We start from the raw sequence: 23581 nt of genomic DNA on the forward strand, positions 1-23581 counted from the left end.
GAGGAATAGGCTTTCTGCTACGCCTCGCCGCATAGCCACCTCGCCAGGTCCACGATCTGCACCCCATTGCGGTCCGTGGCCTCGTGATGCGTTCGGGCGAGAATCATCTTGGGGTACGCGTCGCCAATGCTCAGCAGTGGCGAAATCTCGCGTTCAAATGTCTTATCCGAGCTGATGTCGTCGCTCACCTGAATGTAGAGCTTCTCGCTTCGCTTGATTGCTATAAAGTCAATTTCCTTTTTATAGAGCACACCGACGTATACCTCGTATCCGCGGCGCAGCAGCTCGATGGCCACCATGTTCTCGTATACGCGTCCCCAATCCATATCACGTGTACCGAGCAGTGCGTATTTGAACGCGTGGTCTGCCAGGTAATATTTCTCGCCGCTCTTAAGGTATTTTTTGCCGCGAATGTCGTACCGACGAACTTTATAGAAGGCAAACGCATCGCACAGGTACCCCATGTACGTGCCGACCGTCTTGTTCGTAATCTTTAGCCCATCCGCATTTAATGCATCAGTAATGTTGCGTGCCGACGTAATGTTGGAAACGTTGTCCATCATGTAATCGGCAATGCGCAGCAGCGCCGATTCGTTTCTCACGTTATGCCGCTGCACGATATCCCTCACGATGAGCGTTTTAAAGACATTGGAGAGATATTGATAGCGCTGCTCCTGCAGTGGATAAGGGTAAGAGCCGGACATACCGCCGGTTCTCGCGTACTCATCGAAGTCGCGGTCGACATCGCCCTCGTCGCCATAGAGACGATACTCCTCAAACGAGAATGGGAAAACCTCGATCTCGAACGTACGCCCCGTAAAGAGCGTCGACAGATCGCTCGACAGCAAAAAGGCGTTCGATCCGGTAATGAAAATGTCGTACTGCTCGGATGCATGGAGGCTGTTGATCGCGCGTTCAAAGCCGTCGCACATCTGAACCTCATCGATAAGCAGGAAGTTTTGCTTGTCGGACACTCGATGCTCTTTTACATAGGCGAGCAGGGCATGATATTCGAGCAGGTCCTCGAACTCGTCGAGGTTGTAATTGATATGGATGACATTCGAATTGGACAGATTTGCCTCCACGTAATCGCGGAGGGCCTCGAGCAATTTTGACTTACCGCCACGGCGAATGCCCGTTATGACCTTGATGTCCGGCACGCCAATAAGGCTCGTCAACATGTCCATGTATGACGTTCTATTGATGAGTTTCATTGGCGCCTCCCTGCGGTCTTTTATCGCTATTCCTCAAAAACGAAAATTTTTCAGTTTTGAGGAATAGACTCTGCAACGAATATACCTCGCAAAAGGCCGAGCTGGCTTAATTCTATTCCTCAAAAACGAAAATTTTTCATTTTTGAGGAATAGAGCGCTGGCAACCCCGTTCCCCAGATAGGCGAAACCCTCCCCGGCACAGGCCGAGGAGGGTCTTGTTGTCATCGTTATCTTTGGGCGCGAACGCCCCACGTTACAGCCCGCGAATCCGTACGGCCTCGGGCGGAAACTCTTGCTCGCCGGCATCGGTCTTGATGGTCGCACGACCCCAGATGTCCAGGCCCGCAAACACACCGACCGCAAGCGGCAAACCGTTGGGCGACACCGCCGCAACTTGGCGGCCCAGCAGCGGCACCATGTCGAAGTACTCGCCCAGCACGGGAGCCAGCGGCCCTGCGGCGCCTTGCGGCGTGTTGGCAACAGCCGCCCAGGCGTCCACGCGGGTCAGCACGGCGGCGGCCAACTCTTCGACCAGCGCTTCGTCGGCCATATCTACACCGAGCTCGCTCAGCGCCGAACGCTCAATATCCACCGTCACGGCACCGAACATGCCCGCAGCACCGGCACCGCCGTTCACGGTAACACGCGCGAACGACGTCTCAAACGCGGGCGCGCCGCACACGATATCGCTCGGCCACTGGATACCCACCTTACCGGCAAGGCCCAACCCCGGCGTCGAAGCCGTGCCCACAAGCGCATCCATCATGCCCATCGCCGCCACAAACGGCAGGCCGTGGAAGGCATGCATGTTCACGTCCGGACGCACAACCAGCGAAAACGCCAGCGAAGCATCGCCCGCGCTCCACGCGCACCAGCCCGCGGACACGCCCTCGCGGCCTGCGTCACGCGCCGCGTCGAGCTCGGTGCCGGCGGCAACAGCATTCATCTCGATCATCTACATACGCCCCAATTCACCCACGATATGGCCCACGCGATCCTCGGGTTCCTTGACCTCGACGCCGTTGTAGCGGAAGAACCGCGCCGGGTCGTGCATCAGGTCCTCGAGCGGCACCAGCACAAAATCGCGCTCGCCGATCAGCGGATGCGGCAGGCGCAGCTTTTTGCCGCCGTGGGTCTCGCCGTCCATCCACAGCAGGTCCAGGTCGATGGTGCGCGGGCCGTTGGCCTTGGCCTTCTTGGAGCGGTCGCGCCCCAGATCGGCCTCGATCTTCATGAGCTCGTCGAGCAGCACCAACGGCGCCAGCTCGGTCTTAATCTCGATGACGGCGTTGGCAAACGCGTCCTGGCGCGTCTCGTAGGCCGGCTCGCTCTCGTAGATCTTGGAGGAGTTGGACACGCAGGTGAGTGGAATCTCGGCGATCATGTCGCGTGCGGCGCGGATGTTGTCGCAGCGATGCCCCAGGTTAGAGCCCACGGCCACAAACGCGCGGCGCGGCTGCGGATTGGCAACCGCCCAGTAACCGTTCAGGAACTGCGCAAAACCCGCGGCGTCGTGCACGCGCACGATGTTGGCACCGGCCTGGATGGCGCCCAGGCACACGCCAAACGTAGCGGCATCGCGCTCGGCGGCCTCGGTCACGCCCGAGACGGCACCCACAAAGCGCTTGCGCGACACGGCGCACATGAGCGGATAGCCCAGTGACGCCATCTTGGCAGTCTCGCGCTGGATGACGATGTCCTCGTTAGCCGACTTACCAAAGCCCGGGCCCGGATCGATGCAGATGCGGTCGCGCGACACGCCGGCATGGATGAGTGTGCGGGCCTGGTCGGACAGAAAGCCCATGACGCGGCGCATGATGGGCGCCGAATCGGGCAGGGTGAAGCGGCGGAGCTGCGAGGTGGGCACGTAGGCTTCCTCGCGGCGGGCGCTGCGGCGCATCATGGCGGCCAGACGGTCATTGGACTCCGATGCGGCCTCGGTGGCTGCGGGCGCGGGCGCGACGGTCTCGGCGGCAGCAGTCTGCTCGGTGGCGGGCGTCTCCTGCTCGCTTGCAGGCTCGGACGTGGGCTCCGGTTCGCCAAACGGCAACGAGGGCTGCACCACGCCGCCCGGAAGCTTGGCCTCCGACTTAGGCTCACCCAGCAACTTGCCGCGACGGCGGCGAGCCGGCTTCTCGGCCTCACGCGCGGCCTCGGCAGCCGCCTCGCGCGCCTTCTCGGCAACAAACGCCGCTGCCGAGGTATCGAGCTGCACCGTTGCGTGCGTGCGGGTGGGCGCGGCGACCTCGCCGGCATGCATCACGATGATGCCGCAGGTGCTCGTCTTAACAAACTCGACCATCTTGGGATCGGTGAAGCCGGTCACGTCGTTGACGATCGAGGCGCCGCAGCGCACGGCCGCCTTGGCAACCGCCACATGACGCGTGTCGATCGAGACGATGGCGCCCTCCTTGGCCAGCGCGCGCACCACGGGCAGCACGCGGCGAGCCTCCTCGTCGGGGTTGACCGGGGTAAAGCCGGGGCGCGTGGACTCGCCGCCCACGTCGATGATGTCGGCGCCGGCGTCGAGCATCGCCAGGCCGTACTCGATGGCGGCATCCGGGTCGAAGTGCTCCCCGCCATCGCTAAACGAATCGGGCGTCACGTTGAGGACGCCCATGATGCGCGGACGGTCAAAGCTGAGCTCGTACTTTCCGCACCGCCATGTCTTGCTGTCGTTCGCCATGAACATCCTCCTAAAATGCCCACGCCGCCGAGCTTGGGGAGCTGGCGGCGGGGTCGCTTTGCAATCAGTCTTTCTATTGTATCCGCGCGCGCGGGCTAGAACGCAAACGCGGCCGCGATGTCGCAAGAAATCAGCAGGTCGGCATTTGCATCCTGATCGGTGGGAGCAAGGTTGCATATGGCCAGCGTATCGCCGGTAAAGTAACGCGTAAGGCCCGCCGCCGGATACACCACGAGCGAGGTCCCGCCTACAATGAGGGCATCGGCCGCGGCGATGGCGGCAACGGCACCGGTCAACACATGCTCGTCGAGCGGCTCTTCGTAGAGCACTACATCGGGCTTGATGCGGCCGCCGCACGCGGGGCACGCGGGCACGCCCGCGGCATCCTCGTGCTCGCGCGAGCAAATCCACTCGGCGCTATAGACCGCGCCGCACGACTGGCAAATGTTGCGATGGACCGATCCGTGCAACTCAAACACGCGCTGTGAGCCGGCCATCTGATGCAGGCCGTCGATGTTTTGCGTCACCACGGCGTCGAGCTTGCCGGCGCGCTCCAGCTCGGCCAGCTTGGTGTGGCAGCGGTTGGGCTTGGCGCCAAGCGCGATCATCTTGGTGCGGTAGAAGTCGAAGAACTCGGCCGGGTGCACCTCGTAAAAGCTATGCGAGAGCATGGTCTCGGGCGGGTAGGCAAACTGTTGGTGATATAGGCCGTCCACGCTGCGGAAATCGGGGATGCCACTCGCCGTGGAAACGCCCGCGCCGCCAAAGAAGACCACGCGCTTGTGGGTGCCGAACAGCTCCGCCAGCGCGGCGGAGGCCTGTTTGGAGTCCGTTATCGCCTGCGTCATATGAGTCCTCCGTCCTTGTTGGTCGGGCAGCGTCGGGCGATGTCCCAGCATGCGGCCTTTGGGTCAGCACGCGCGGTGCCCACCACCGCCCCTGTTGCGCTAATCTTAAGCCTGCCAACCCCGTCGAAAGGACACCATGCCTCAGACTTACACTTTCGCCTCGTGGAACGTCAACGGCCTGCGCGCCGTGCTCAAAAAGGACCCGAGCTTTATCCAGATCGCGCAAGAACTCGACGTCGATATCCTGGCGTTGCAAGAGACCAAGTTGCAAGAAGGCCAGGTTGATATTGACCTGCCCGGCTATCGCCAAACCTGGAGCTACGCCGAGCGTAAAGGCTATTCGGGCACTGCGGTCTTTAGCCGCCAGGAACCGCTGCGCGTGCTGCACGCCGACGCGCTGTTACCCTACGCCGGCGAGGGCGAGGCGGCCGAGCTCGTCGCCCAAGCCGCAACCGAGGGCCGCGTCTGCGCGTTGGAGTTCGACAAGTTCTGGTTTGTGGATGTCTACACTCCCAACGCGCAAAACGAACTCGCCCGCATCGACGTGCGCATGGCCTGGGATGATGCCTATCGCGGCTTTTTGAGCGCGCTTGAGCGCGAGAGCGGCAAACCCGTCGTGACCTGCGGCGACTTTAACGTGGCGCACGAGGAGATCGACCTTAAGAACCCCAAGTCCAACCGCGGCAACGCCGGCTTTTCGGACGAAGAACGCGGCAAGTTTACCGAGCTGCTCAACGCCGGCTTTACCGATACCTGGCGCACGGCTAATCCAGACGTCGAGGGCGTCTACAGCTGGTGGAGCTATCGCTTTAATGCCCGCAAGAACAACGCCGGCTGGCGCATCGATTACTTCTTGGTAAGTGATTCAATCGCCAATACCGTGCGCGACACCGGTATCCGCGGCGATATCTTCGGCAGCGACCACTGCCCCGTCACCCTCACGCTAGAGCTCTAGCGCCAAGCAATTCCTGGGGGACAGAGGAAAACAGATCATGTGACCCCTCTCCCCCTATAAGTTGCGGTGGAATAGTTCCTGTTTGGGCAGCAAATAGCCAAAAACGAGAACTATTCCACCGCAAGTTCGTGAGGGAACGCGAAATGCCTTACAGCCCGTATTTCACGACGACACGGTTAATGCGGCGACACCAAGGCTTGTACAAGGCGGCCAAAAACACGCAGGTCGCAAGGCCGTGCGTAATATCGAACGGCACTGCCGTGGCAAGACGCGCCGCGGCACCCGCCCAAGTAAGCGGCTGTACAAAACCAATGATGTCATACGCGTTGATCACGACGCCATAGAGCAGGCCCGACGCAAAGCCGTACGCCAGCAGCGCTGGCATGCGCACGGTGCCGTCGGCGCGGTCGAACGCACCCGCATACGCCAGCACACCGCCAACGTATCCCACGAGCCCCCAGGCATACATCTGCCACGGCGTCCACATGCCCTGTCCAAAAAAGAAATTGCTGGTCAGCGCTGCCAGCGCGCCAACCATAAAACCATTGCGGCGACCAAGCGTCGCCCCCGCGATAATGGCGATGGCGCTCACCGGTTTAAAGTCGGGAATGGGCCCAAACAGGATGCGCCCCGCCGCCGCCAGCGCCGCCAGCACCAGCGTGGGCATAATCTGGCGCAAACCCGGACGAGATGCCTCGTAACCCGCAAAGAACAGCGCGAGCACGAGCGCCACCACAACCAGCATGGCAAGCGCTGCCTGCTCAATGCCTGCCAGCAATGCTGCGGTCATTACCGCCGGCACCGCCAACAACAGCGGAATCTCAAGTTTTGTGAGTAGGCGCGAGGCGCGAAAATCCGCCATCCCATCACGCCCTATAGAACACGTTGTCGGCAAAGAAGTCGGCCGGGGACTCCATGCAGGCAATCTCACCGTCAAACATCATGGCAACGTCATCGGCAACCTGCTCGGCAAAATCCAGATCGTGCGTGGCCATGATGACGGTGCCGCCAGCCTTCGCATGGTCACGCAGGGCGCGGGCGATGATGCGGCGGCTGAACAGGTCTAGACCCTTGGTGGGCTCATCGAGCAATAGCAGTTCGGGGCCGATTAGCAGCAGTTTTGCCAATGCAAGCAGTTGACGCTGCCCGCCCGAAAGATCGTACGGATGGCGTCCATCCAGACCCGACAACCCCAAGCTCGCCGCACGCTCCCGCGCCAAGTTCTCGTCATATCCGCAGGTCGAGGCCCATTCCATCAGCTCATCGCGAACCGTCTCGGCAACCAGCAATGCTTTGGGATTCTGAGGCAGCAGCGCCGCCGAGGCCGCTCCGCGCACCATGCGGCCGCGCTGCAGCTTGGCGGTCTTCGCCAGCACCGAGAGCACCGTCGACTTGCCGCAGCCGTTACCGCCAACAACCGCATGCACCGCACCGGCCGAAAACGACGCATCGAGCCCACGCAACACCCAGCCGGACGCTCGATCGTAGCGAAACCAACCTTCCGACAGGGTGGTAGCCGACCCAGCGTGCATTTTTTGGAGTATTCTGCTTCCATCCGTGCGCGAGAAGGCTTCCAAGCCGTTCTCGAGCGACGTTTGCGCCACAAATTCGGACGATTTGTCCAATTCTGAACTTTTTTTCGCGCTCGATACGTCCCCGGGCGGCTCCAGAGAGCCCAAATTGTCCTCACGCCTGCTGAATACTCCGTTTTTTGCACATCGGATGGCACCCCACCCCAACGTGTCATCGGAAAACAGCGATTCTCGGCGTCCCAAAGATGCCATATCCGCCGCCTCGTGCACGCGGCCATCCTCAATCCGGTACGCACACGTCGCGTATTCGAGCATTGGGCGCGGCTGATGCGTCGCCACAACAACCGTGCAGCCCAGCTCGCGATTCACACGAAACAGCGCGTGCAGGAAATTCTTCTCGGCAACGGGATCGAGCTGAGACGTGGGCTCGTCGAGCAGCAGCACGTGCGGGCGCAACGCCAGAACGGCCGCCAACGACAGCAACTGTTTGCGACCACCCGAAAGCGTGTCAGTATCGCGGTGAAGCCAATCTTCCAGCCCAAAGAAATAGCTGGTCTCAGCTACGCGACGGCGCATCTCATCACGTGCTAGCCCCAAGTTTTCCAGGCCAAACGCCATCTCGTGCCACACGGTTTCGCACACGATCTGGTTCTCGGGATCCTGGAACACATAGCCCACGCGCTCCGCCGATGCCCGTACGTCCATGTCGGCAACGGGCTCGCCCAGCACGCGCAGTTCGCCAGTGCGCTCGCCCGCTGGAACGATCTCGGGCTTGAGCAGCGACAGCAGCGTCGACTTGCCCGAACCGGTACCGCCAACAAGCAGCGCAAACGCACCTTGGGGAACAGACCAGTCGAGCCCCTCGAGCACCGCAGCATCAGCATCGGGGTAGGCAAAGCTCAGGCTCCGCACCTCAATCGCCGGCATATCCGGGCCGCACGCCGCGCCCGACACCGGGCCCCTATCCAACCGAGCCATCAGCCAAACCTCCTCTCATCAATCGCGTGCAATGCGCAAGGCAGCATCATCCAGGCAGCGTACACGACATAGCCCAGCCACGGCGCCGGCACCGAGAGCTGCGGATAAAACGAATACTGCGTCGTCGCGGTCGCCGCCACGGCCACCGCGGCGGCACCAAACAGCGCGAGCCCGACCAGCGCGGCAACGTCGCTGCGCCCCAGTCGATACCGCGCATACGTCGTACGACGTGTCGCGGCACCCCACCCGCGCGAGCGCATCGCGTCCGCGCGCTCCAGCGAATCTTCCATGCCCCAGCCCATCAACACGCTCGACGCCCGCAGGCGCGATCGCACGGGATCGGTGGGCGCGCGGCCCGGCACGTCAATCGCGTCTTGCACCGCCAGCACCGTGCGGCCGCGGCGCAAAAACTGCGGGATAAGCCGCATGCACATCGAGATCATAAGCGCAATCACCGGTGCGGCATTGCCCAGCAGCGCGAGCACCTTGTCGTATTCGAGCATCGACGCCGCTGCCTCAAACCACAGCACGCTCGCCACAAACAGCCCACCCATGCACAGGCCGTAAACCATGCTCTCTAGATACACCGCACGCATGCCAATACGAAACAGCTCCGTCGAGCCCGATGCACTAAACAGCGGATTGAGCACCGCGATAATCAAAATCACCGGCAGCTGCCAGCGAAGCGCCCCCAACGTGCGCGCAGCACCGCGCGTCGCAAGCCCGTACGCCAGCCCGCCCGCAAGCGACAGCGCGATCAGCACCGGCTGCATCGAGAACATGGTGAGCCCCAGCGTCAGCACTATATAGAGTGCCGGCACAGCCGGATGCGACATCGAGAATGCCGCGACGGGCTCGCCGCCAAACTCCTCTTGTATGTTGTCCACGGGCACCCCCGTCCCCTCGCTCAAACGGCAGCTCCGCAGCACCGCCAACGCCGCACGCAAGCAGCGCAAACGCCACGCCGGCGGCGCAAGCCTCAACCGCCGCAAACCAATCGCTACGCGCTCAACATATGCCTGCGGTATCATATTGCGCCGTGTATCGTTTCCAAACACACGTCTCTATAACGTAACAGGAGATCACATGGACGCAACCGCAATTATCCTCGCTGCTGGCGAGGGCACCCGCATGAAGTCGAACCACTGCAAGGTTTCGCACAAGATCCTGGGCAAGCCCATGGTCCAGTGGATCGTCGACGCCGCCATCAAGGCCGGCTGCAGCCGCGTCGTGGTCGTCATCGGCAGCCACGCCGACGAGATGCGCGCCCTTATCGACGGCACCTACGCCAACAGCGCCACCAAGGTCGAGTGCGTTGAGCAGACCGAGCGCCTGGGCACCGGCCACGCCGTGAAAGTCGCGCTCGAGGCCTGCGGCATCACGCAAGGCCCCGTCGTCGTGCTCAACGGCGACTTGCCCCTCATCACCGCCGACACCGTTGCCAAGTTCGCGCAAACCGTCGCCACCGGCGAGCTCGCCTGCACCGTCATGACCATGACCCCGCCCGACCCCTTCGGCTACGGCCGCATCAAGCTGGGCGCCGACGGCCAGATCGAGCGCATCATCGAGCAGAAAGACTGCACGCCCGAGCAGGCCGCCACGCTGCTGGAGTGCAACGCCGGCTGCTACGCCTTTGACGGCGCGCAGCTCGCCGCCCACATTGACGAGATCGGCAACGACAACGCGCAATCCGAGTACTACCTGCCCGACATGCTCGAGATCCTCAAAGGCCATGGTCAGGCAGTCTCCATCTTCCACTGCGATGACTACCGCGACGGCCTGGGCGTCAACAGCCGCATCCAGCTCGCACAGCTCACCGCCATCGCGCGCGACCGCATCAACGAGCACTGGATGGCCGAGGGCGTTACCTTCATCGACCCCACGCAGGCCTGGATCGGCCCCGATGCCACCATCGGCCGAGACACCGTCGTGTGGCCGCAGACGCATCTGATCGGTCACGTCACCGTGGGCGAGGAGTGCCAGCTCGGCCCCAACAGCCGCCTCACCGACACCACCGTCGGCAGCGGCTGCACCATCGATGAGACCATCGCCATCGAGGCCGTCATCGAGAACGGCGTCGACTGCGGCCCGCGCGCCTACCTGCGCCCGGGTACCCACATGCTCGACGGTTCCAAGGCCGGCACGCACGTGGAGATCAAGAAGTCCACAATCGGCGAGGGCTCCAAGGTGCCGCACCTTTCCTACATCGGCGACACCACCATGGGCTCCGGCGTCAACGTGGGCGCGGGCTCCATCACCTGCAACTACGACGGCGTGCACAAGCACAAGACCGTCATCGGCAAGGACGCCTTCATCGGTTCCGACACCATGATGGTCGCGCCCGCCCAGATTGGCGACGGCGCGCTCGTGGCCGCCGGCTCCGTCATCACCGAGCCGGTCCCGGCCGACGCACTTGGCCTGGGCCGCGCCCGTCAGGTAAACATTGAGGGCTGGGCCGCCGATTATCGCCGCCGTCTGCACGAGGACGACGAGGTATAACGTTTTACCAAGCATCTAAGGAGCTGTTCCCATGGGGGCGGCTCCTTTTTCTATCGTGACCTGCGCAACCGGATGAGTGGTCGGTTCGTGTCCGTTGACGGTAAAGACGTTATCAAGACTCGATAAACCCCGTTGCGCGGTTACAATGCAAAAAGGCATCTATATGGCATTCGATATATAAAGGAGAAGGGTAATGCCGATTAATGATCCCGAGAAGTCGGAGAATATGCGCAAGTCCATCCGCGTGTATTCCGGTTCCTCCAACCGTCCCCTCGCTCAGAAGATCGCTGAGTACCTTGGGGTCGAGCTTTCGGGCCTTACGCTAAAGCAGTTCGCCAACGGTGAGATTTACGCCCGCTACGACGAGACCGTCCGCGGCGCCGACGTCTTCCTGATTCAGTCCGTGGCCGGCGGCAACGTCAACGACATGCTCATGGAGCTGCTCATCGCCACCGACGCTGCCAAGCGCGCATCCGCCCGCTCCATCACCGCCGTCATCACCCACTACGGCTATGCCCGCCAGGACCGCAAGGCCGGCCCGCGCGAGCCCATCACCGCCCGCCTCGTCGCCAACCTGCTCGAGCGCGCCGGCGTCAACCGCATCATCACCCTCGACCTGCACCAGGGTCAGATCCAGGGCTTCTTCGATATCCCGGTTAACCATCTGTCCGCGCTGCCGCTGTTTGGCCAGTACTACAACGACATGCACTTCGACACCGACAACCTGGTTGTCGTCTCCCCCGACGTGGGTCGTGCCAAGGCCGCCAAGAAGCTGTCCGACATGCTCGGCTGCGACCTGGCCATCGCCCACAAGGGCCGTCCGCGCCACAACGCCGCCGAGGTCATGGGCATCATCGGTGACATCAAGGGCAAGACCTGCATCATCAACGACGACATGATCGACACCGCTGGCACCCTGTGCGCCAACGTCAAGGAGCTCAAGGCTATGGGCGCTGGCGACATCTACGTCTGCGCCACCCACGGCATCTTCTCCGGTCCGGCCATCGAGCGTCTGAACGACGCCCCGATCGTCGAGTGCCTCGTCACCGACGCCATTCCCGTCGAGGTCGGCGGCAAGATCAAGACCATCTCGGTCGCCGAGGAGTTCGCTCAGGCCATCTCCGCCGTTTACCACGAGGAGCCCGTCTCCACGCTCGTCGGCGGCGACTTCGCGCTGTAATCCAGCGTGCATCTCATCATCTTTGGTGTTTTTAAAGGGTCGGAAGCTCGCTTCCGACCCTTTTTCTACCACTCGACAACCTGTCATGGACAGTTAGTTCAGATTTGTATTTGTTAAGGCATTCGTTTGGGCCATTTAATACGTCGAAAGCTCTCTTGCCGGCATAATTCCGCTCGATCCCTCCGCCTATGGATCTCTTCACCATGCCATTGGCCCCATTTTGCCCACCGATTCCTTCAACAACGGCAATACACCCCGGTCGCCTTATACAAATCTGAACTAACTGCCCAACACCCACCTCAGTAGATGCCTCCAAGGCCAGCCCATCGCTCCATTCTCCACTTTTTCAAGGCATTCCACATGATCACGCTACCGCCTGCGGCGCGCGACACCCCTTTGAGCGAAAAGAACAATACGGCAATATCGTTTCGCCAACGGATTAGTAACTTATAGCTATGACGACCGTGGTTTCACATCTCTCCGCCCTCCGCGCAATTCGCCGCGCTCGACGGGCGTACTCCGCCCTTCCCTGGGACGCCATCGATGACGAGCAACAGACACAAGCCCTCGAAGGTTGCGTTCCCAACAAGGACGCCATAGACTTTGCGGCCCTTGCAATACTTGACGCCTGGAGCGAAGACGACTCCGAGTGTCTAGAGCTCTTTGTTGCGGGCGGCAACAACAGACGGCCCGACGAACGGCTCCTCCAGCACACCATCACCGCCCCTCTTCCCCAAGGTGCGATTATGCACATTGAAACCGACATCTACGCAACGTCTCCCGCCATGACGGCCATGCTTTGCTCCAAAAATGAATCAGTCGCCAAAACCTTGATGCTTCTCATGGAGCTGCTCGGAACCTACTCACTTCCGCCCGAGGCAACTTACCCCATCGCCTACGACGACACGTGGCCCAAGGCCAACAGCTTCGAAGCGATGGACGACCTCGATTGCCAGGGCGACCAACCGACGCCCGAAAAGCAAGCCGAAACCCGCTACGAACAGGCACACTACAAATGCGAACCCGCCACAACCATCGAAGAGCTCGAGGCAGTCGCACGGTTTGCCAAAAGTAGTTCCTACGCCTCGTTTCGTACGGCTGTCAAACTCGCCCGGGCCGGATCCGCATCCCCAGCGGAATCATTGATGTTCGCCGTCCTGGGCGCACCCATGCGCTTTGGCGGATTCGGGTGTTGCAGCTTGCCCATGGGAGGCCTGCTGCTCAACTATCGCGTCGATTTCGACACCCTTGCGGTCAACATGTCCTCGGGTATCCCCTACGCCATCTGCGACCTATATTGCCCGGCCGCCGGAGTCGACAACGAATACAACGGAATTGGGCATGAGCTTCAAAACGCCCGCATCCACGATGGCAATCGCAACAATGGTCTTAAAGCCATGGGTATCCACGTCCTGGTTATCAATCGCGACCAAATGAAGGACCTTGTTGCACTCGAAGCCTTCGCCCAGACGATGCATCGACTTGCGGGGGTTCGATTCCGCTATCGCATCAAGGGTTATCGCAAGCGTCAGGCCGCCTGGCTCAACGCCCTGCGGGCCGGAATCGGCCTCGCGCCGGTCTAAAAGACTTTTACTCAGTGTCACCGAGTATAGCTGGACAGTTAGTTCAGATTTGCATAAACAGACGGCTAATATCGAGGTGGTTTGCCGCCATCCCGGCGCGAGTCACCTCATTTGAAGGCTCGAAAGATCTGAAAGAGTGCAAAATGTGCTCCCCAAAGCGCCGTGGCAGTTCCGCGGTCCCAATTTTGGCAGTCAAAGACCTCTTGGTTTATACAAATCTGAACTAACTGTCCACCCCGACTTCTGACAACCGTCTAAACGCCCTCATGCAGCCTCAATCACCCTCCATTTGACAGCAGCAACGGGGTCGCTCACCATAGCAGGCGACAAATCGACGAAAGGAAGCACATGGCAGCTGCACAGCCGCTTAAGATTCGCATGGTTGCCGGACTTGGCAACCCCGGCGAGGAATATGCCGAGACCCGCCACAACGCTGGTTTCAAAGCAATCGACGAGCTGGCCCGTCAGGCCGGCGTCACATACTGGAAAAACCAGGCAGGCGCCGAGGTCGCGCTCATCAATATCAACGATGCAGAGGAAGAGAACGGCAAGCGCCAGATTGTGCTGGTCAAGCCGCAGTCGTATATGAATACCTCGGGTGGTCCCATCTCCAAGCTCTGCCGCGAGTACAAGATCAAGGCCGAGGAGCTGCTCGTGATTCACGATGAGCTCGACATTCCCGCCGGCGACGTACGCGTCAAGGTGGGCGGTGGCCACGCCGGCCACAACGGCCTGCGCTCCATCATCGACAAGATGGGCAGCCGCGACTTCAGTCGCATCCGCACCGGCATCGGCAACCCTCCCGGCAAGATGGCCGTGGCAGACTATGTGCTCAAGCAGCTGCGCGCCCGCGAGGCCGAGGACTTCCAGGACACCTGCGCCCGCGCCGCAGATGCCGCCGGTCTGGCCATCGTCCACGGCGTGGTCTATGCCCGCGACCATGTCAACGGCGCCGCCTCCGCCAACGGCAAGCACTAAAACCTATCATTTAGGGATGTTTATTTTGGCAGGTTTTACCTGCGGAAACACCGCAGTCGGCACATCGCAATAAACACGCTGCCACCATACATGCATAACACCCCAAAGGGGGCCGGCCTCAACGAAGCGCGAGGCCGGCCCCCTTTGCCGTTTTGCCTGATAAAACCGACCAAAATAAACCTGTCCCTATTTGGTAGGCCAAAGTGGACAAACCCTGCTCCCAACCGCCGAAGACACACGTAAGTGACATGTCCATGAGGGTATAATTTGCACCGTATGTCTGCACAACGCCTGTGCGCGTACGGTTTTATTCGGGCTACCGTCCATTTCCGTGGAGGCACGGTTCGGCGGCCCTAACAAGAGAGGGGTTCTATGTATAAGATCCTGGAGAAGACGCAGTTCTCGGAGAAGGTGTTCAAGTTCCGCATCGAGGCGCCCGCAATCGCCAAGCATGCGCACGCTGGACAGTTCCTCATGGTTCGCGCCAACGAGACGGGCGAGCGCGTCCCGTTTACCCTGGCCGGCTGGAACGGTGACGAGGGCTGGGTCGAGTTCATCTTCATGGTGATCGGCAAGACCACCGAGATGCTGTCCACCTACGAGGCCGGCGAGTCGCTGCGCGACGTCGTAGGCCCGCTGGGCGTTCCCACCGAGATGGCCGAGGGCCCCTGCGCCGTCATTGGCGGCGGCGTCGGCCTGGCAATTGCCTTCCCGGTCGCCAAGCACCTGGTCGAGACCGGTCACGAAGTTCACGCCATCATGGGCGCCCGCACCAAGGACCTCCTGCTCATGGAGGACCAGTTCCGCGAGCTCCTCGACGAGGACCACATCCACATCACCACCGACGACGGCTCCTACGGCGAACAGGGCGTTGTCACCGCTCCGCTGGAGCGTCTGCTGCAGGACAAGGCCGTGAGCCAGGTCTTCTGCGTCGGCCCCGTTCCGATGATGAAGTTCTCGACCCTCACCGCCCAGAAGTACGACACCCCCATCACCGCGTCCCTCAACCCTATCATGGTTGACGGCACCGGCATGTGCGGCTGCTGCCGCGTCGAGGTGGGCGGCGTGACCAAGTTCGCTTGCGTCGACGGCCCCGACTTCGATGCCACCCTGGTCGACTGGGATGACCTTCGTGCCCGCCAGGCCGCTTACCGTTCCGAAGAGGGCGAGTCCCTCAAGGCCTATGAGGAAAAGAGCTGCGCATGCCACTAGTTAACGGTCGTTTCGTTGCCGATATGAAGTCGCCCCGCACCCCCGATAACGAGGAGCCGGCTGCCGAGCGCGCCTGCGACTTCCGCCCCGTCGACAAGGGCTTCACCGAGGAGATGGCGCTGGCCGAGGCCGAGCGCTGTCTCAACTGCAAGAAGCCGTTCTGTGTTGAGGGCTGCCCCGTCAACATCAACATCCCCCGCTTTATCGAGCAGATCCGCGAGAAGGACTTCGGCGGCGCCCTCGATACCATCCGCGAGGACTCCATGCTTCCCGCCATCTGCGGCCGCGTCTGCCCGCAGGAGAACCAGTGCGAGGGCAAGTGCATCCGCGGTAAGAAGTCCGAGCCCGTGGCCATCGGCCAGCTCGAGCGCTTCCTGGGTGACCGCCCCGAGCTCGCCTCCACGCCCAAGATGGCCCCCAAGAACGGCAAGAAGGTCGCCGTCGTCGGCTCCGGCCCGTCCGGCATCACCTGCGCCGGCGAGCTCGCCCGCAACGGCTTTGACGTCACCGTCTTTGAGGCCTTCTTCACCGGCGGCGGCGTGCTGGTCTACGGCATCCCCGAGTTCCGTCTGCCCAAGGCAGTCGTCAAGCGCGAGATTGACGGCCTGGAGGATATGGGCGTCAAGTTTGAGTACAACTCCGTCGTGGGCAACATGGCCACGGCCGAGGAGCTGTTCGAGCAGGGCTTCGACGCCATCTACGTGGCGACCGGCGCCGGCCTGCCCAAGTTCCTCAACGTCCCCGGCGAGAACCTGCCCAACGTCTTCTTCGCGAACGAGTACCTCACCCGCGTGAACCTGATGAAGGCCAACAAGTTCCCCGAGTACGACACCCCCACCAAGCACGGCAAGAACGTCGTCGTCTTTGGCGGCGGCAACGTGGCTATGGACGCCGTCCGTACTGCCAAGCGCCTGGGCGCCGAGCATGCCATCATCGCCTACCGTCGTACCGAGGACGAGATGCCCTGCCGTCGCGCCGAGCTGCACCATGCTAAGGCCGAAGGCGTCGAGGTTCTGCCGCTCGTCTCCCCGCTCGAGTTTGTCGCTGGCGAGGACGGCTCCGTGTGCGCCGTCAAGGTCCAGAAGATGGAACTCGGCGAGCCCGACGAGTCCGGCCGTCGTCGCCCGGTGCCCATCGAGGGCGCCATCGAGGAGATCCCCTGCGACGTCGCTATTTCGGCTATCGGCACCAACGCCAACCCCTTCGCAAAGAAGATCGGCGGCAAGATGGAGCTCAACAAGTGGGGCTACATCGTCGCCGACGAGGAGACCGGCCAGACCACCGATCCCCGCATCTGGGCTGGCGGCGACATCGTCACCGGTGCCGCTACGGTCATTCTGGCGATGGGCGCCGGCAAGAAGGCCGCCGCTTCCATCACCAAGAGCCTGTTGGGCGAGTAATCACCTACAGCACTAGCCACCAAACGGCAAAGTCCCCGTCGAGCACACGCCCGGCGGGGACTTTTTCTATACCGACCGCCCTACCACCGCAAAGGTGCCTGTCCCCCTTGCGGTGGTTTTGGTCGGCTAGCCTTCGAGCTGCGCCACCTTGTAGCGGTAGGCTGCGGCGATGACGTCCTTGCAGCCTTCGCGGCCCAGCTTGGCGCGGTTGACGACGATGTCCTTGCCGCTCGTCATCTTCCACTTGCCGGCGCTATAGCGCTTATAGAACGCCTCGCGCGCCTTCTGCTGCTGTTTGACCAGCTTGGCGCCCTTCTTTTTGTTAAGGCCACGCTTCTTGCGCACAATCTCGACGCGGTCCTCAAAGGGTGCGGTCACCAACACGGCAATGTGGCTGGGGTTGTTGCGCAGCAGGTAATCGGACAGACGGCCTTCGATAATGCAGCTCTCGGTCTCGCCCAGATCCAAAATCACCTGGCTCATCTTTTGGAACAACTTATCCGAGTACGAACGCGCATCGTAGCGGTCGGGCAGAAACGCCATGTTCTCCACGGCCAGACGCTCATCATAGGCGGCCATCTTATCGAGCGAGTCGCCCGCGCGCAGCGACGCACGTACCAGCAGCTCGTTATCGTACAGCGGAATCCCCAACTCGTCGGCAAGCATGCGGCCAATCTCGTGGCCCTCGGCGCCAAAGTCGCGCGCGATGGTAATGACCACAGGATTCTTCTTATTCTCCAGATCGCTCATCGCGATTCCTTTCTCTATGTGACAAAGGGGCTGTCCCTTTGCCACATTCTACGCTGCCACCATTCGCCTCTGATATGCGCGAACCAGCAGCGAGATACCAAAGTTGAGCACAAAGTACATCGCAAACACCAGGCCGTAGAGCATAAGCACCTGCGACAGGTCGATCGCGTGGGCCATCACCACGTTTGCCGTGTACATGAGCTCGGCCACGTTAATGCCCGAAAGATACGAGCTGTCCTTAATGACGGTCGTGCACTGGCTAAACAGCGCCGGAATGATCGTCTTAAACGTCTGCGGCAAAATGATGTAGCGCATGGTGGCAAAGAAGCCGAAGCCCTGGCTCTGCGCTGCCTCAAACTGGCCGCGCGGAATCGAGTTGAGGCCGCCGCGCACAATCTCGGCCATAACAGCGCTGGTAAACAGCGTAAAGGCGATGGTCGAAATCACAATGTCCAAACCCTGCACCGTAAAGTAGATAAACAGGATCCACAGCAGGTTTGGCGTGCAACGGAACAGTTCGATATAGGCGCTCACCAAAATACGGAACGGGCGGGGCGCATAGCTCTTAACGAGCGCCAGCACCGTGCCAAAGATGAGCGAGAAAAAGATCGACAGCGCCGAGATCTCGATCGTCTTAACAAAGCCGCCCCAAATGTAGAGCAGGTTGGTCGCGTTGAAGATTTCCATGCGCTAGGCCTCCTCTACGTTGTCGAGCCCCAGCTCGGCCAGGCTCACGCCGCGCGGACGCTCCTTGGAGCGGCGCTCGAGCCACTGCACCAGCATGGCGAGCGGAAAGCAGATGATGAAGTACATAAGGCAGCAGACGATGTATCCCTGCAGGTAGCCGTACAGACTCACAAAGTTGTCGGAACGGTACATAAGGTCGCCGCCGGCCACAAGCGCCAGCACCGACGTATTCTTGACCAGATTGAGCGCCTGGTTGCACAGCGGCGGCAGAATGATCTTGAATGTCTGGGGCAGTACGATGTACCAGTACGCCTGCGCACGGGTGAAGCCCTGGCTCTGGGCCGCCTCCATCTGACCGCGCGGAACCGCCTCGATACCAGTGCGGATGACCTCCGAAATGTAGGCCGCGTGATACAGGCCCACGCCCAAGAAGCCCAGCACGAACGGAGCGATGCGCACCGGCTGGTCGGCACCGGTTATGGCCTGCAAAAACTGCGGACCGGCCATGTACATAAAGAGCACCTGTACGGGCAACGGGGTGTTCTGGTAAAACTCCACGTACGCGCGGCTTATGGCGCGCAGCACGCGCGAACGAGTGGTAGAGAACACGCCCAGCAGCGTGCCCAGCACCAGCGACAACAGCAGACCGGCAACGACCACCTGTAGCGTCACGCCAAAGCCCTCCCAGAAGGGCCCCATATTTTGAAATGTCGTCGACCAACGGTCGGCGTCAAATAATCCTTCGAGCATTTGATTCCTTCCTTGGACGATGCGCCTATACAAGACCCCAGGTCTTGACCTCTTGGTCGAGCCAACCGTCGGCCAGGCGATCGCAAATCACCTGATCGACCACGGCCGAAAGGTCGCAGCCTTTCTTGGTCGCCACGCCGTAGCCCTGCTCGCCAAACTTGACCTCGGGCTGCAGCAGCTCAACGGTCTCGTTCATGTAACCGGCCAGCGTGGAGCGGTCCATGGCGAAGACGTCGATATTGCCGGCGTCGAGCGAGCTCTTGATGATGGGGTAGCCACTAAAGGCCCTAAACTCGGGCTTGCAGCTAAAGCCGTTGTCCTTGATCATCTGCTCGATGAGGCCCTGTGTGGTGGCACCCTGGCTCACACCAATGACCTTGCCATCCAGATCTTCAATCGAGGTAAAGCCCGAACGCTTCTTGACCATAAGTCCCACGTAGTCGGTACGGTACGGCGTCGAGAAATCCCAGCTCTTCTTGCGCTCGTCGGTGATGGTGTAGGTCGCCGCGACCACGTCGAGCTGGCCGTTATCGATCAGCGGGCCGCGCGTCTTGGGCGTTACGTCGGTAAACTCGACAAGCTCCTGGGCGCGGGCCTCCTTGTAACTCACGCCAAAGACGGCAGCGGCGATCTGGTAGCACAAATCGACTTCCATGCCCTCAAAGCGGCCCTTGGCGGTGTCGTAATAGCCGTAGCCGGGAACATCCTTCTTAACGCCGGCATTCAGATGGCCGCGCGACTTAATGGCCGCAAGCTTGGACCCCTTGTCGGAGCCCTCGCCGCTGGTGGAGTTGCCGCAACCGGTAAGCGCGGCCCCCGTCAGCGTAAGCATACCGGCGCCCGCCAGCTGCAAAAAGTGACGGCGCGACACGGCCGCCCTCGTCATATCCGTCATGTCCATCACCGCGCCTAGTGCAGAATCTTGGACAGGAACTCGCGGCAACGCGGGTTCTCGGGGTTATCGAAGAAATGCTCGGGCGTGCCCTCCTCCAGGATGCGGCCGTCCTCCATAAAGATGACGCGGTCGGCCACCTGGCGCGCAAAGCCCATCTCGTGCGTCACGCAGATCATGGTGATGTCCTCCTGCGCGAGCTCAATCATAACGTCCAGGACTTCCTGGACCATCTCGGGGTCGAGTGCCGAGGTCGGCTCGTCAAACAGGATGATAGGCTGCTTGGTGCACAGGGCACGGGCGATGGCGATGCGCTGCTGCTGACCACCCGAGAGATTCTGCGGATACTCGCCGGCCTTATGTGCCATGCCGACGCGCTTGAGCGCAGCGATGGCGATCTCGGTCGCCTCCTCCTTGCTCTTCTTTTGCAGTTTGATGGGCGCGAGCGTCAGGTTGCCCAGCACCGTCATGTTGGGATACAGGTTGAACTGCTGAAACACCATGGAACTATACTTGCGAGCCATCTCCAGGTGATTCTTTTTGGTGAGCGGCGTACCGTCGATGACAACCTCGCCCGACGTGGGCTCCTCCAGATAATCGACGCAACGGATGAGCGTCGATTTACCCGAGCCGGAAGGCCCGATCATTACGAGCTTCTCGCCGCGTTTGACGGTGAGGTTGATATCTTTGAGCACATGCAGGTCGCCAAAGTACTTGTTGAGATGCTTGATCTCGATCATGTCTGCCATGAATGTCCCTTCCCTGCGTTTACACGAGTTGAACTATTGTACGGAAAGAATCACGTTTCCGCAGCCCACACTACATTCCCGTAAAGAACCCGCAACCTTCCACCTAGTCATTGGGGACAGACTTAAATGAGTACCTGCTCATTGGGCACTCATTTAAGCCCGTCCCCAATGAGCGTAGCCCGGGCACTCATTTAAGCCTGTCCCCAATGAGTGCCCAGCCCAGCAAAAAGGGGCGCGACCATGACGGCCACGCCCCCCCTAAACATCAACTATGTACCGCTCGGCCCCTACGCGAGTTTGGCTCCGACGATCTTTGCCGCGGCCGGCTTATCGAAGTTGCCACCGGTGGCCTTGCCGAGTGCGCCCATAACCTGGCCCATCTGCTTCTTGGACGTGGCGCCCAGCTCGGCGATAACCTGCTCGATCAGGGCCTCGAGCTCCTCGCCCGAAACCTGCGCGGGCAGCAGGCTCTCCAGAATCTTGACCTGCTCGGTCAGGTTGTCGGTACGCTCCTGGTCGGTGCCGGCCTTGATGGACATCTCCAGCGTCTCGCTCGTCTGCTTGATCAGACGCTTGATCATGCTGTTGACGTCTTCCTCGGTCACATCGCGGCGCTCATTGACCTCGATATTCTTCACCTCGGCCTTAACCTGTCGAATGATGGACAGGCGAACCTTGTCCTTGGCCTTCATGGCCGCAATCATTTCCTTCTGCAGCTCTTCGTTGGTCATCTGCAAATCCTCCTCAATAGTGTGGGCGGCACTCGCGCGAGCACCGCCCCATGATTACTCAGTCGTCGACGAATCGTCGGTCGAACTCTTGGTGACACCCTTCAGACTCACGTTATAGGGTACGTCTTTGGGCATGGGGTTGACGGTGATGTCGGCATCCTTCTTGTACTGCTCCAGCCACTCGCTGTACGCGGTGCTGGCCGCCTGCGTCTTCACCACGTTGGAGACGTACTTTTTGATGTCCTTAGGCACCTGGTTGATGTCATCAACCTGATTATCGACATGGAAGTAGTCGGTGCACTTGATGATGTGGTAGCCATAGGTCGACTCGACGACTTCGCTCACGTCGCCCTTGTTGAGTCCCTCGAGCGCCGTCTGGTAGCTGTCGACAAAGGTGGTGAGCTTATCCCAGCCCACATCGCCCTTCTTCTCCTTGGAACCGGTGTCCTCGGAGTACTGCTCAACGGCGTCCTCAAAGCTCAGCTCACCGGAGTTGATCTTGTCCAGGCACTCCTGCGCCTTGGCCTTGGCGGCAGCCTTGTCCTCGTCGGAAGCGTCGGAATCAACCTTGATCAGGATGTTCGACGAGCGGCGGGCGTCGTTGTAGCTGGACAGATTTTCGTTGATGTAATCGACAATCTCGCTGTCCTTGGGCTTGCTCGTGGGCGCGACGGCATCCTTGAGTTTCTGTTGCGCCAGACTCTCCTTGAGCGAGTCCTTGTAGGTGTCCTCGGTATAGCCGTAGGTCTTGAGGGTCTTCTTAAAGGCCTTGGCTCCGCCCGCGCTCTTGCACGCGTCCTTCCAAGCCTTCTCGACCTCCTCGTCCGACACCGTCACGCCGTTCTCCTTCTGTGCCTGTTGAAGCAGAATCTGCTGCGTGTAGGAGTCGATGAGTTGCTTGCGGTACTTCTTGGGCGTGAGGTCGTTGTCAACCAGATACTGCGCCCAATCCTCATCCTTGGTGTAGCCGTAGGACGTGCGCATGCTCATGATCTGCTTGGTCACGGTGTCCTCGGTAAGGTTGGTGCCGTTGATAGTGGCAGCAACACCGCCGGTCAGCTTGTAGCCCGAGGTGTCCTCAGCCTGCGACATAAGGCCGGAGCACGCCATCGCCGAGACGGAAAGCAGCATCGCCAGCACGCCGATGACCACCAGAACGATCTTGACGGTCTTAGACACGTACGTCTTGCGCTGCTTCTTGCGAGAGCTGGAGGCAGCGCGGGCCTGCTGCTCGGGCGTCGGCGCGGCCTCGGAGTTCTTTTTCTTATTTGCCATAGTTGGCCTTTCGCATAACGAATCGAACAAACGCCATTGTGTCACAACGCAGCCCCCGCGGCACGCTTGGTGCATTGGGGACAGATTAATCTGCACCATTTTGGTGCAAAGGGGACAGCTCTGGCAGCCGGCAGTTAGGGACAGTCCCCAAGTGCCGACTCAGCCCCACCTTAGAAGTGGCGGCGGATGGCGTCGACCATGCCCTGGGGCGTGGTCTGGCCGAGCACGTCGGCTGCGGCATCGGCGCCCATAAAGATGTTCATGAGTGCCTGCAGGGCCTCGACCTGGCCGCCCGGCTCGGCGATGCCCAGATTGATGACGATCTGCGCCGGCACCGGAGCGCCCATGCCAGCCATAGCGTTAAATGTCACGGGCGCGGCGGGCTTCACCACCGCGATATAGGGCTTGGCCACAAACCCCGGATCGGTATGCGGAATGGCAATGTTTGCCGCCGGCATAGCGAGACCCGTGGGATAGGCATCCTCGCGCGTGCGGACGGCATCGAGCCAACCGGATGCAATGTAGCCATGTGGTGCAAGCTCGCCCTCAAGCCGCGCGAACACCTCATCCGGCGTCGCACACTCCCAATCAAAAAACACCAGCTCAGGCGTAAACAGCGCTTCGTTATCCGCCATGCGCTCACCTCTCTCATCTAGTCACCTGCGACGTTCTTGAATGACCA

General features: G+C 60.9%; 22 protein-coding genes. 7 read left to right on the top strand and 15 right to left on the bottom strand.

Translation table 11 applies throughout. The features are described from left to right. Nucleotides 1-17: 17 nt before the first annotated feature. The 4 genes from I2F59_RS01780 to I2F59_RS01795 all read right to left on the bottom strand — a co-directional run bounded on the left by I2F59_RS01780 (nucleotide 18) and on the right by I2F59_RS01795 (nucleotide 4748). Nucleotides 18-1214 carry an ATP-binding protein gene (locus tag I2F59_RS01780; RefSeq protein ID WP_195503056.1) on the bottom strand — a complete coding sequence of 399 codons (1197 nt, stop codon included), beginning with the start codon at nucleotides 1212-1214 and terminating at the stop codon, nucleotides 18-20. A 253-nt stretch (nucleotides 1215-1467) separates the two neighbouring features. Beyond that, on the bottom strand, nucleotides 1468-2169 hold the full coding sequence (locus I2F59_RS01785) for a hypothetical protein (protein ID WP_195503058.1): 702 nt from the start codon (nucleotides 2167-2169) through the stop codon (nucleotides 1468-1470). Then, nucleotides 2170-3900: a dihydropteroate synthase gene (gene folP, locus I2F59_RS01790; protein WP_195503060.1), complete on the bottom strand. Its 1731-nt coding sequence runs from the start codon at nucleotides 3898-3900 to the stop codon at nucleotides 2170-2172. A 95-nt stretch (nucleotides 3901-3995) separates the two neighbouring features. Further along, nucleotides 3996-4748, bottom strand: coding sequence for an NAD-dependent protein deacylase (locus tag I2F59_RS01795; protein WP_195361661.1), 753 nt, complete (start codon nucleotides 4746-4748; stop codon nucleotides 3996-3998). 136 nt (nucleotides 4749-4884) lie between these two features. Here I2F59_RS01795 and I2F59_RS01800 point away from each other — a divergent pair, with 136 nt between their 5' ends. Continuing rightward, entirely contained in the window at nucleotides 4885-5703 is an 819-nt protein-coding gene (locus tag I2F59_RS01800) for an exodeoxyribonuclease III (RefSeq protein ID WP_195503062.1), read from the top strand. A gap of 148 nt (nucleotides 5704-5851) precedes the next feature. On the opposite strand, the gene I2F59_RS01805 is transcribed toward I2F59_RS01800, so the two are convergent. The 3 genes from I2F59_RS01805 to I2F59_RS01815 are packed head-to-tail and all read right to left on the bottom strand — an operon-like array spanning nucleotide 5852 to nucleotide 9100. After that, nucleotides 5852-6565, bottom strand: coding sequence for a DUF6580 family putative transport protein (locus tag I2F59_RS01805; protein ID WP_195503064.1), 714 nt, complete (start codon nucleotides 6563-6565; stop codon nucleotides 5852-5854). A gap of 4 nt (nucleotides 6566-6569) precedes the next feature. Beyond that, nucleotides 6570-8213 (bottom strand): ABC transporter ATP-binding protein, encoded by a 1644-nt coding sequence (locus I2F59_RS01810; RefSeq protein ID WP_195503066.1) that lies wholly within the window; start codon nucleotides 8211-8213, stop codon nucleotides 6570-6572. Next, nucleotides 8213-9100 (bottom strand): energy-coupling factor transporter transmembrane component T, encoded by an 888-nt coding sequence (locus I2F59_RS01815; RefSeq protein WP_271755737.1) that lies wholly within the window; start codon nucleotides 9098-9100, stop codon nucleotides 8213-8215. The genes I2F59_RS01810 and I2F59_RS01815 overlap by 1 nt, the downstream gene beginning before the upstream one ends. Nucleotides 9101-9299: 199 nt before the next feature. Here I2F59_RS01815 and glmU point away from each other — a divergent pair, with 199 nt between their 5' ends. From glmU to gltA, 6 genes are all read left to right on the top strand, one after another. Further along, nucleotides 9300-10712, top strand: coding sequence for a bifunctional UDP-N-acetylglucosamine diphosphorylase/glucosamine-1-phosphate N-acetyltransferase GlmU (gene glmU / locus I2F59_RS01820; protein WP_195503070.1), 1413 nt, complete (start codon nucleotides 9300-9302; stop codon nucleotides 10710-10712). A 193-nt stretch (nucleotides 10713-10905) separates the two neighbouring features. Beyond that, nucleotides 10906-11892: a ribose-phosphate diphosphokinase gene (locus I2F59_RS01825; RefSeq protein ID WP_022094252.1), complete on the top strand. Its 987-nt coding sequence runs from the start codon at nucleotides 10906-10908 to the stop codon at nucleotides 11890-11892. 746 nt (nucleotides 11893-12638) lie between these two features. Continuing rightward, nucleotides 12639-13475, top strand: coding sequence for an endonuclease domain-containing protein (locus I2F59_RS01830; RefSeq protein ID WP_229065275.1), 837 nt, complete (start codon nucleotides 12639-12641; stop codon nucleotides 13473-13475). A gap of 348 nt (nucleotides 13476-13823) precedes the next feature. Then, on the top strand, nucleotides 13824-14453 hold the full coding sequence (pth, locus tag I2F59_RS01835; RefSeq protein ID WP_195503072.1) for an aminoacyl-tRNA hydrolase: 630 nt from the start codon (nucleotides 13824-13826) through the stop codon (nucleotides 14451-14453). A gap of 372 nt (nucleotides 14454-14825) precedes the next feature. Then, nucleotides 14826-15665, top strand: coding sequence for a sulfide/dihydroorotate dehydrogenase-like FAD/NAD-binding protein (locus tag I2F59_RS01840; protein WP_006235793.1), 840 nt, complete (start codon nucleotides 14826-14828; stop codon nucleotides 15663-15665). Then, nucleotides 15656-17065, top strand: a complete 1410-nt coding sequence (gene gltA / locus I2F59_RS01845) for an NADPH-dependent glutamate synthase (RefSeq protein WP_006235794.1) — start codon at nucleotides 15656-15658, stop codon at nucleotides 17063-17065. Before I2F59_RS01840 ends, gltA begins: the two co-directional genes overlap by 10 nt. Nucleotides 17066-17191: 126 nt before the next feature. On the opposite strand, the gene I2F59_RS01850 is transcribed toward gltA, so the two are convergent. From I2F59_RS01850 to I2F59_RS01885, 8 genes are all read right to left on the bottom strand, one after another. Further along, nucleotides 17192-17815, bottom strand: coding sequence for a cytidylate kinase-like family protein (locus I2F59_RS01850; protein ID WP_195503073.1), 624 nt, complete (start codon nucleotides 17813-17815; stop codon nucleotides 17192-17194). Between the two features lie 48 nt (nucleotides 17816-17863). Continuing rightward, nucleotides 17864-18502, bottom strand: coding sequence for an amino acid ABC transporter permease (locus tag I2F59_RS01855; RefSeq protein ID WP_006235796.1), 639 nt, complete (start codon nucleotides 18500-18502; stop codon nucleotides 17864-17866). Between the two features lie 3 nt (nucleotides 18503-18505). Next, nucleotides 18506-19252 (bottom strand): amino acid ABC transporter permease, encoded by a 747-nt coding sequence (locus I2F59_RS01860; RefSeq protein ID WP_055285380.1) that lies wholly within the window; start codon nucleotides 19250-19252, stop codon nucleotides 18506-18508. A gap of 25 nt (nucleotides 19253-19277) precedes the next feature. Continuing rightward, the gene (locus I2F59_RS01865) at nucleotides 19278-20153 is read right to left on the bottom strand and encodes a transporter substrate-binding domain-containing protein (RefSeq protein WP_082421815.1); all 876 of its coding nucleotides are present in this window, start codon (nucleotides 20151-20153) and stop codon (nucleotides 19278-19280) included. Between the two features lie 8 nt (nucleotides 20154-20161). Further along, on the bottom strand, nucleotides 20162-20893 hold the full coding sequence (locus I2F59_RS01870) for an amino acid ABC transporter ATP-binding protein (protein ID WP_022094215.1): 732 nt from the start codon (nucleotides 20891-20893) through the stop codon (nucleotides 20162-20164). Nucleotides 20894-21180: 287 nt separating this feature from the next. Beyond that, nucleotides 21181-21624, bottom strand: coding sequence for a GatB/YqeY domain-containing protein (locus I2F59_RS01875; RefSeq protein ID WP_006235801.1), 444 nt, complete (start codon nucleotides 21622-21624; stop codon nucleotides 21181-21183). Between the two features lie 54 nt (nucleotides 21625-21678). Beyond that, nucleotides 21679-22899: a peptidylprolyl isomerase gene (locus I2F59_RS01880; protein WP_195503074.1), complete on the bottom strand. Its 1221-nt coding sequence runs from the start codon at nucleotides 22897-22899 to the stop codon at nucleotides 21679-21681. A gap of 170 nt (nucleotides 22900-23069) precedes the next feature. Next, complete coding sequence (locus I2F59_RS01885) at nucleotides 23070-23534, bottom strand: PTS sugar transporter subunit IIA (protein ID WP_195444024.1); 465 nt, start codon at nucleotides 23532-23534, stop codon at nucleotides 23070-23072. Between the last annotated feature and the right edge of the window lie 47 nt (nucleotides 23535-23581).

It is taken from the genome of Collinsella aerofaciens, assembly GCF_015556945.1.
GTDB classification, from domain to species: domain Bacteria; phylum Actinomycetota; class Coriobacteriia; order Coriobacteriales; family Coriobacteriaceae; genus Collinsella; species Collinsella aerofaciens_AO.

What these genes read in the sequence shown, in the direction of transcription:
- I2F59_RS01780 (WP_195503056.1), bottom strand. Translation starts at nt 1,214, where the DNA reads ATGAAACTCATCAATAGAACGTCATACATGGACATGTTGACGAGCCTT.
- I2F59_RS01785 (WP_195503058.1), bottom strand. Translation starts at nt 2,169, where the DNA reads ATGATCGAGATGAATGCTGTTGCCGCCGGCACCGAGCTCGACGCGGCG.
- folP (WP_195503060.1), bottom strand. Translation starts at nt 3,900, where the DNA reads ATGGCGAACGACAGCAAGACATGGCGGTGCGGAAAGTACGAGCTCAGC.
- I2F59_RS01795 (WP_195361661.1), bottom strand. Translation starts at nt 4,748, where the DNA reads ATGACGCAGGCGATAACGGACTCCAAACAGGCCTCCGCCGCGCTGGCG.
- I2F59_RS01800 (WP_195503062.1), top strand. Translation starts at nt 4,885, where the DNA reads ATGCCTCAGACTTACACTTTCGCCTCGTGGAACGTCAACGGCCTGCGC.
- I2F59_RS01805 (WP_195503064.1), bottom strand. Translation starts at nt 6,565, where the DNA reads ATGGCGGATTTTCGCGCCTCGCGCCTACTCACAAAACTTGAGATTCCG.
- I2F59_RS01810 (WP_195503066.1), bottom strand. Translation starts at nt 8,213, where the DNA reads ATGGCTCGGTTGGATAGGGGCCCGGTGTCGGGCGCGGCGTGCGGCCCG.
- glmU (WP_195503070.1), top strand. Translation starts at nt 9,300, where the DNA reads ATGGACGCAACCGCAATTATCCTCGCTGCTGGCGAGGGCACCCGCATG.
- I2F59_RS01825 (WP_022094252.1), top strand. Translation starts at nt 10,906, where the DNA reads ATGCCGATTAATGATCCCGAGAAGTCGGAGAATATGCGCAAGTCCATC.
- I2F59_RS01830 (WP_229065275.1), top strand. Translation starts at nt 12,639, where the DNA reads ATGCACATTGAAACCGACATCTACGCAACGTCTCCCGCCATGACGGCC.
- pth (WP_195503072.1), top strand. Translation starts at nt 13,824, where the DNA reads ATGGCAGCTGCACAGCCGCTTAAGATTCGCATGGTTGCCGGACTTGGC.
- I2F59_RS01840 (WP_006235793.1), top strand. Translation starts at nt 14,826, where the DNA reads ATGTATAAGATCCTGGAGAAGACGCAGTTCTCGGAGAAGGTGTTCAAG.
- gltA (WP_006235794.1), top strand. Translation starts at nt 15,656, where the DNA reads ATGCCACTAGTTAACGGTCGTTTCGTTGCCGATATGAAGTCGCCCCGC.
- I2F59_RS01850 (WP_195503073.1), bottom strand. Translation starts at nt 17,815, where the DNA reads ATGAGCGATCTGGAGAATAAGAAGAATCCTGTGGTCATTACCATCGCG.
- I2F59_RS01855 (WP_006235796.1), bottom strand. Translation starts at nt 18,502, where the DNA reads ATGGAAATCTTCAACGCGACCAACCTGCTCTACATTTGGGGCGGCTTT.
- I2F59_RS01860 (WP_055285380.1), bottom strand. Translation starts at nt 19,252, where the DNA reads ATGCTCGAAGGATTATTTGACGCCGACCGTTGGTCGACGACATTTCAA.
- I2F59_RS01865 (WP_082421815.1), bottom strand. Translation starts at nt 20,153, where the DNA reads ATGGACATGACGGATATGACGAGGGCGGCCGTGTCGCGCCGTCACTTT.
- I2F59_RS01870 (WP_022094215.1), bottom strand. Translation starts at nt 20,893, where the DNA reads ATGGCAGACATGATCGAGATCAAGCATCTCAACAAGTACTTTGGCGAC.
- I2F59_RS01875 (WP_006235801.1), bottom strand. Translation starts at nt 21,624, where the DNA reads ATGACCAACGAAGAGCTGCAGAAGGAAATGATTGCGGCCATGAAGGCC.
- I2F59_RS01880 (WP_195503074.1), bottom strand. Translation starts at nt 22,899, where the DNA reads ATGGCAAATAAGAAAAAGAACTCCGAGGCCGCGCCGACGCCCGAGCAG.
- I2F59_RS01885 (WP_195444024.1), bottom strand. Translation starts at nt 23,534, where the DNA reads ATGGCGGATAACGAAGCGCTGTTTACGCCTGAGCTGGTGTTTTTTGAT.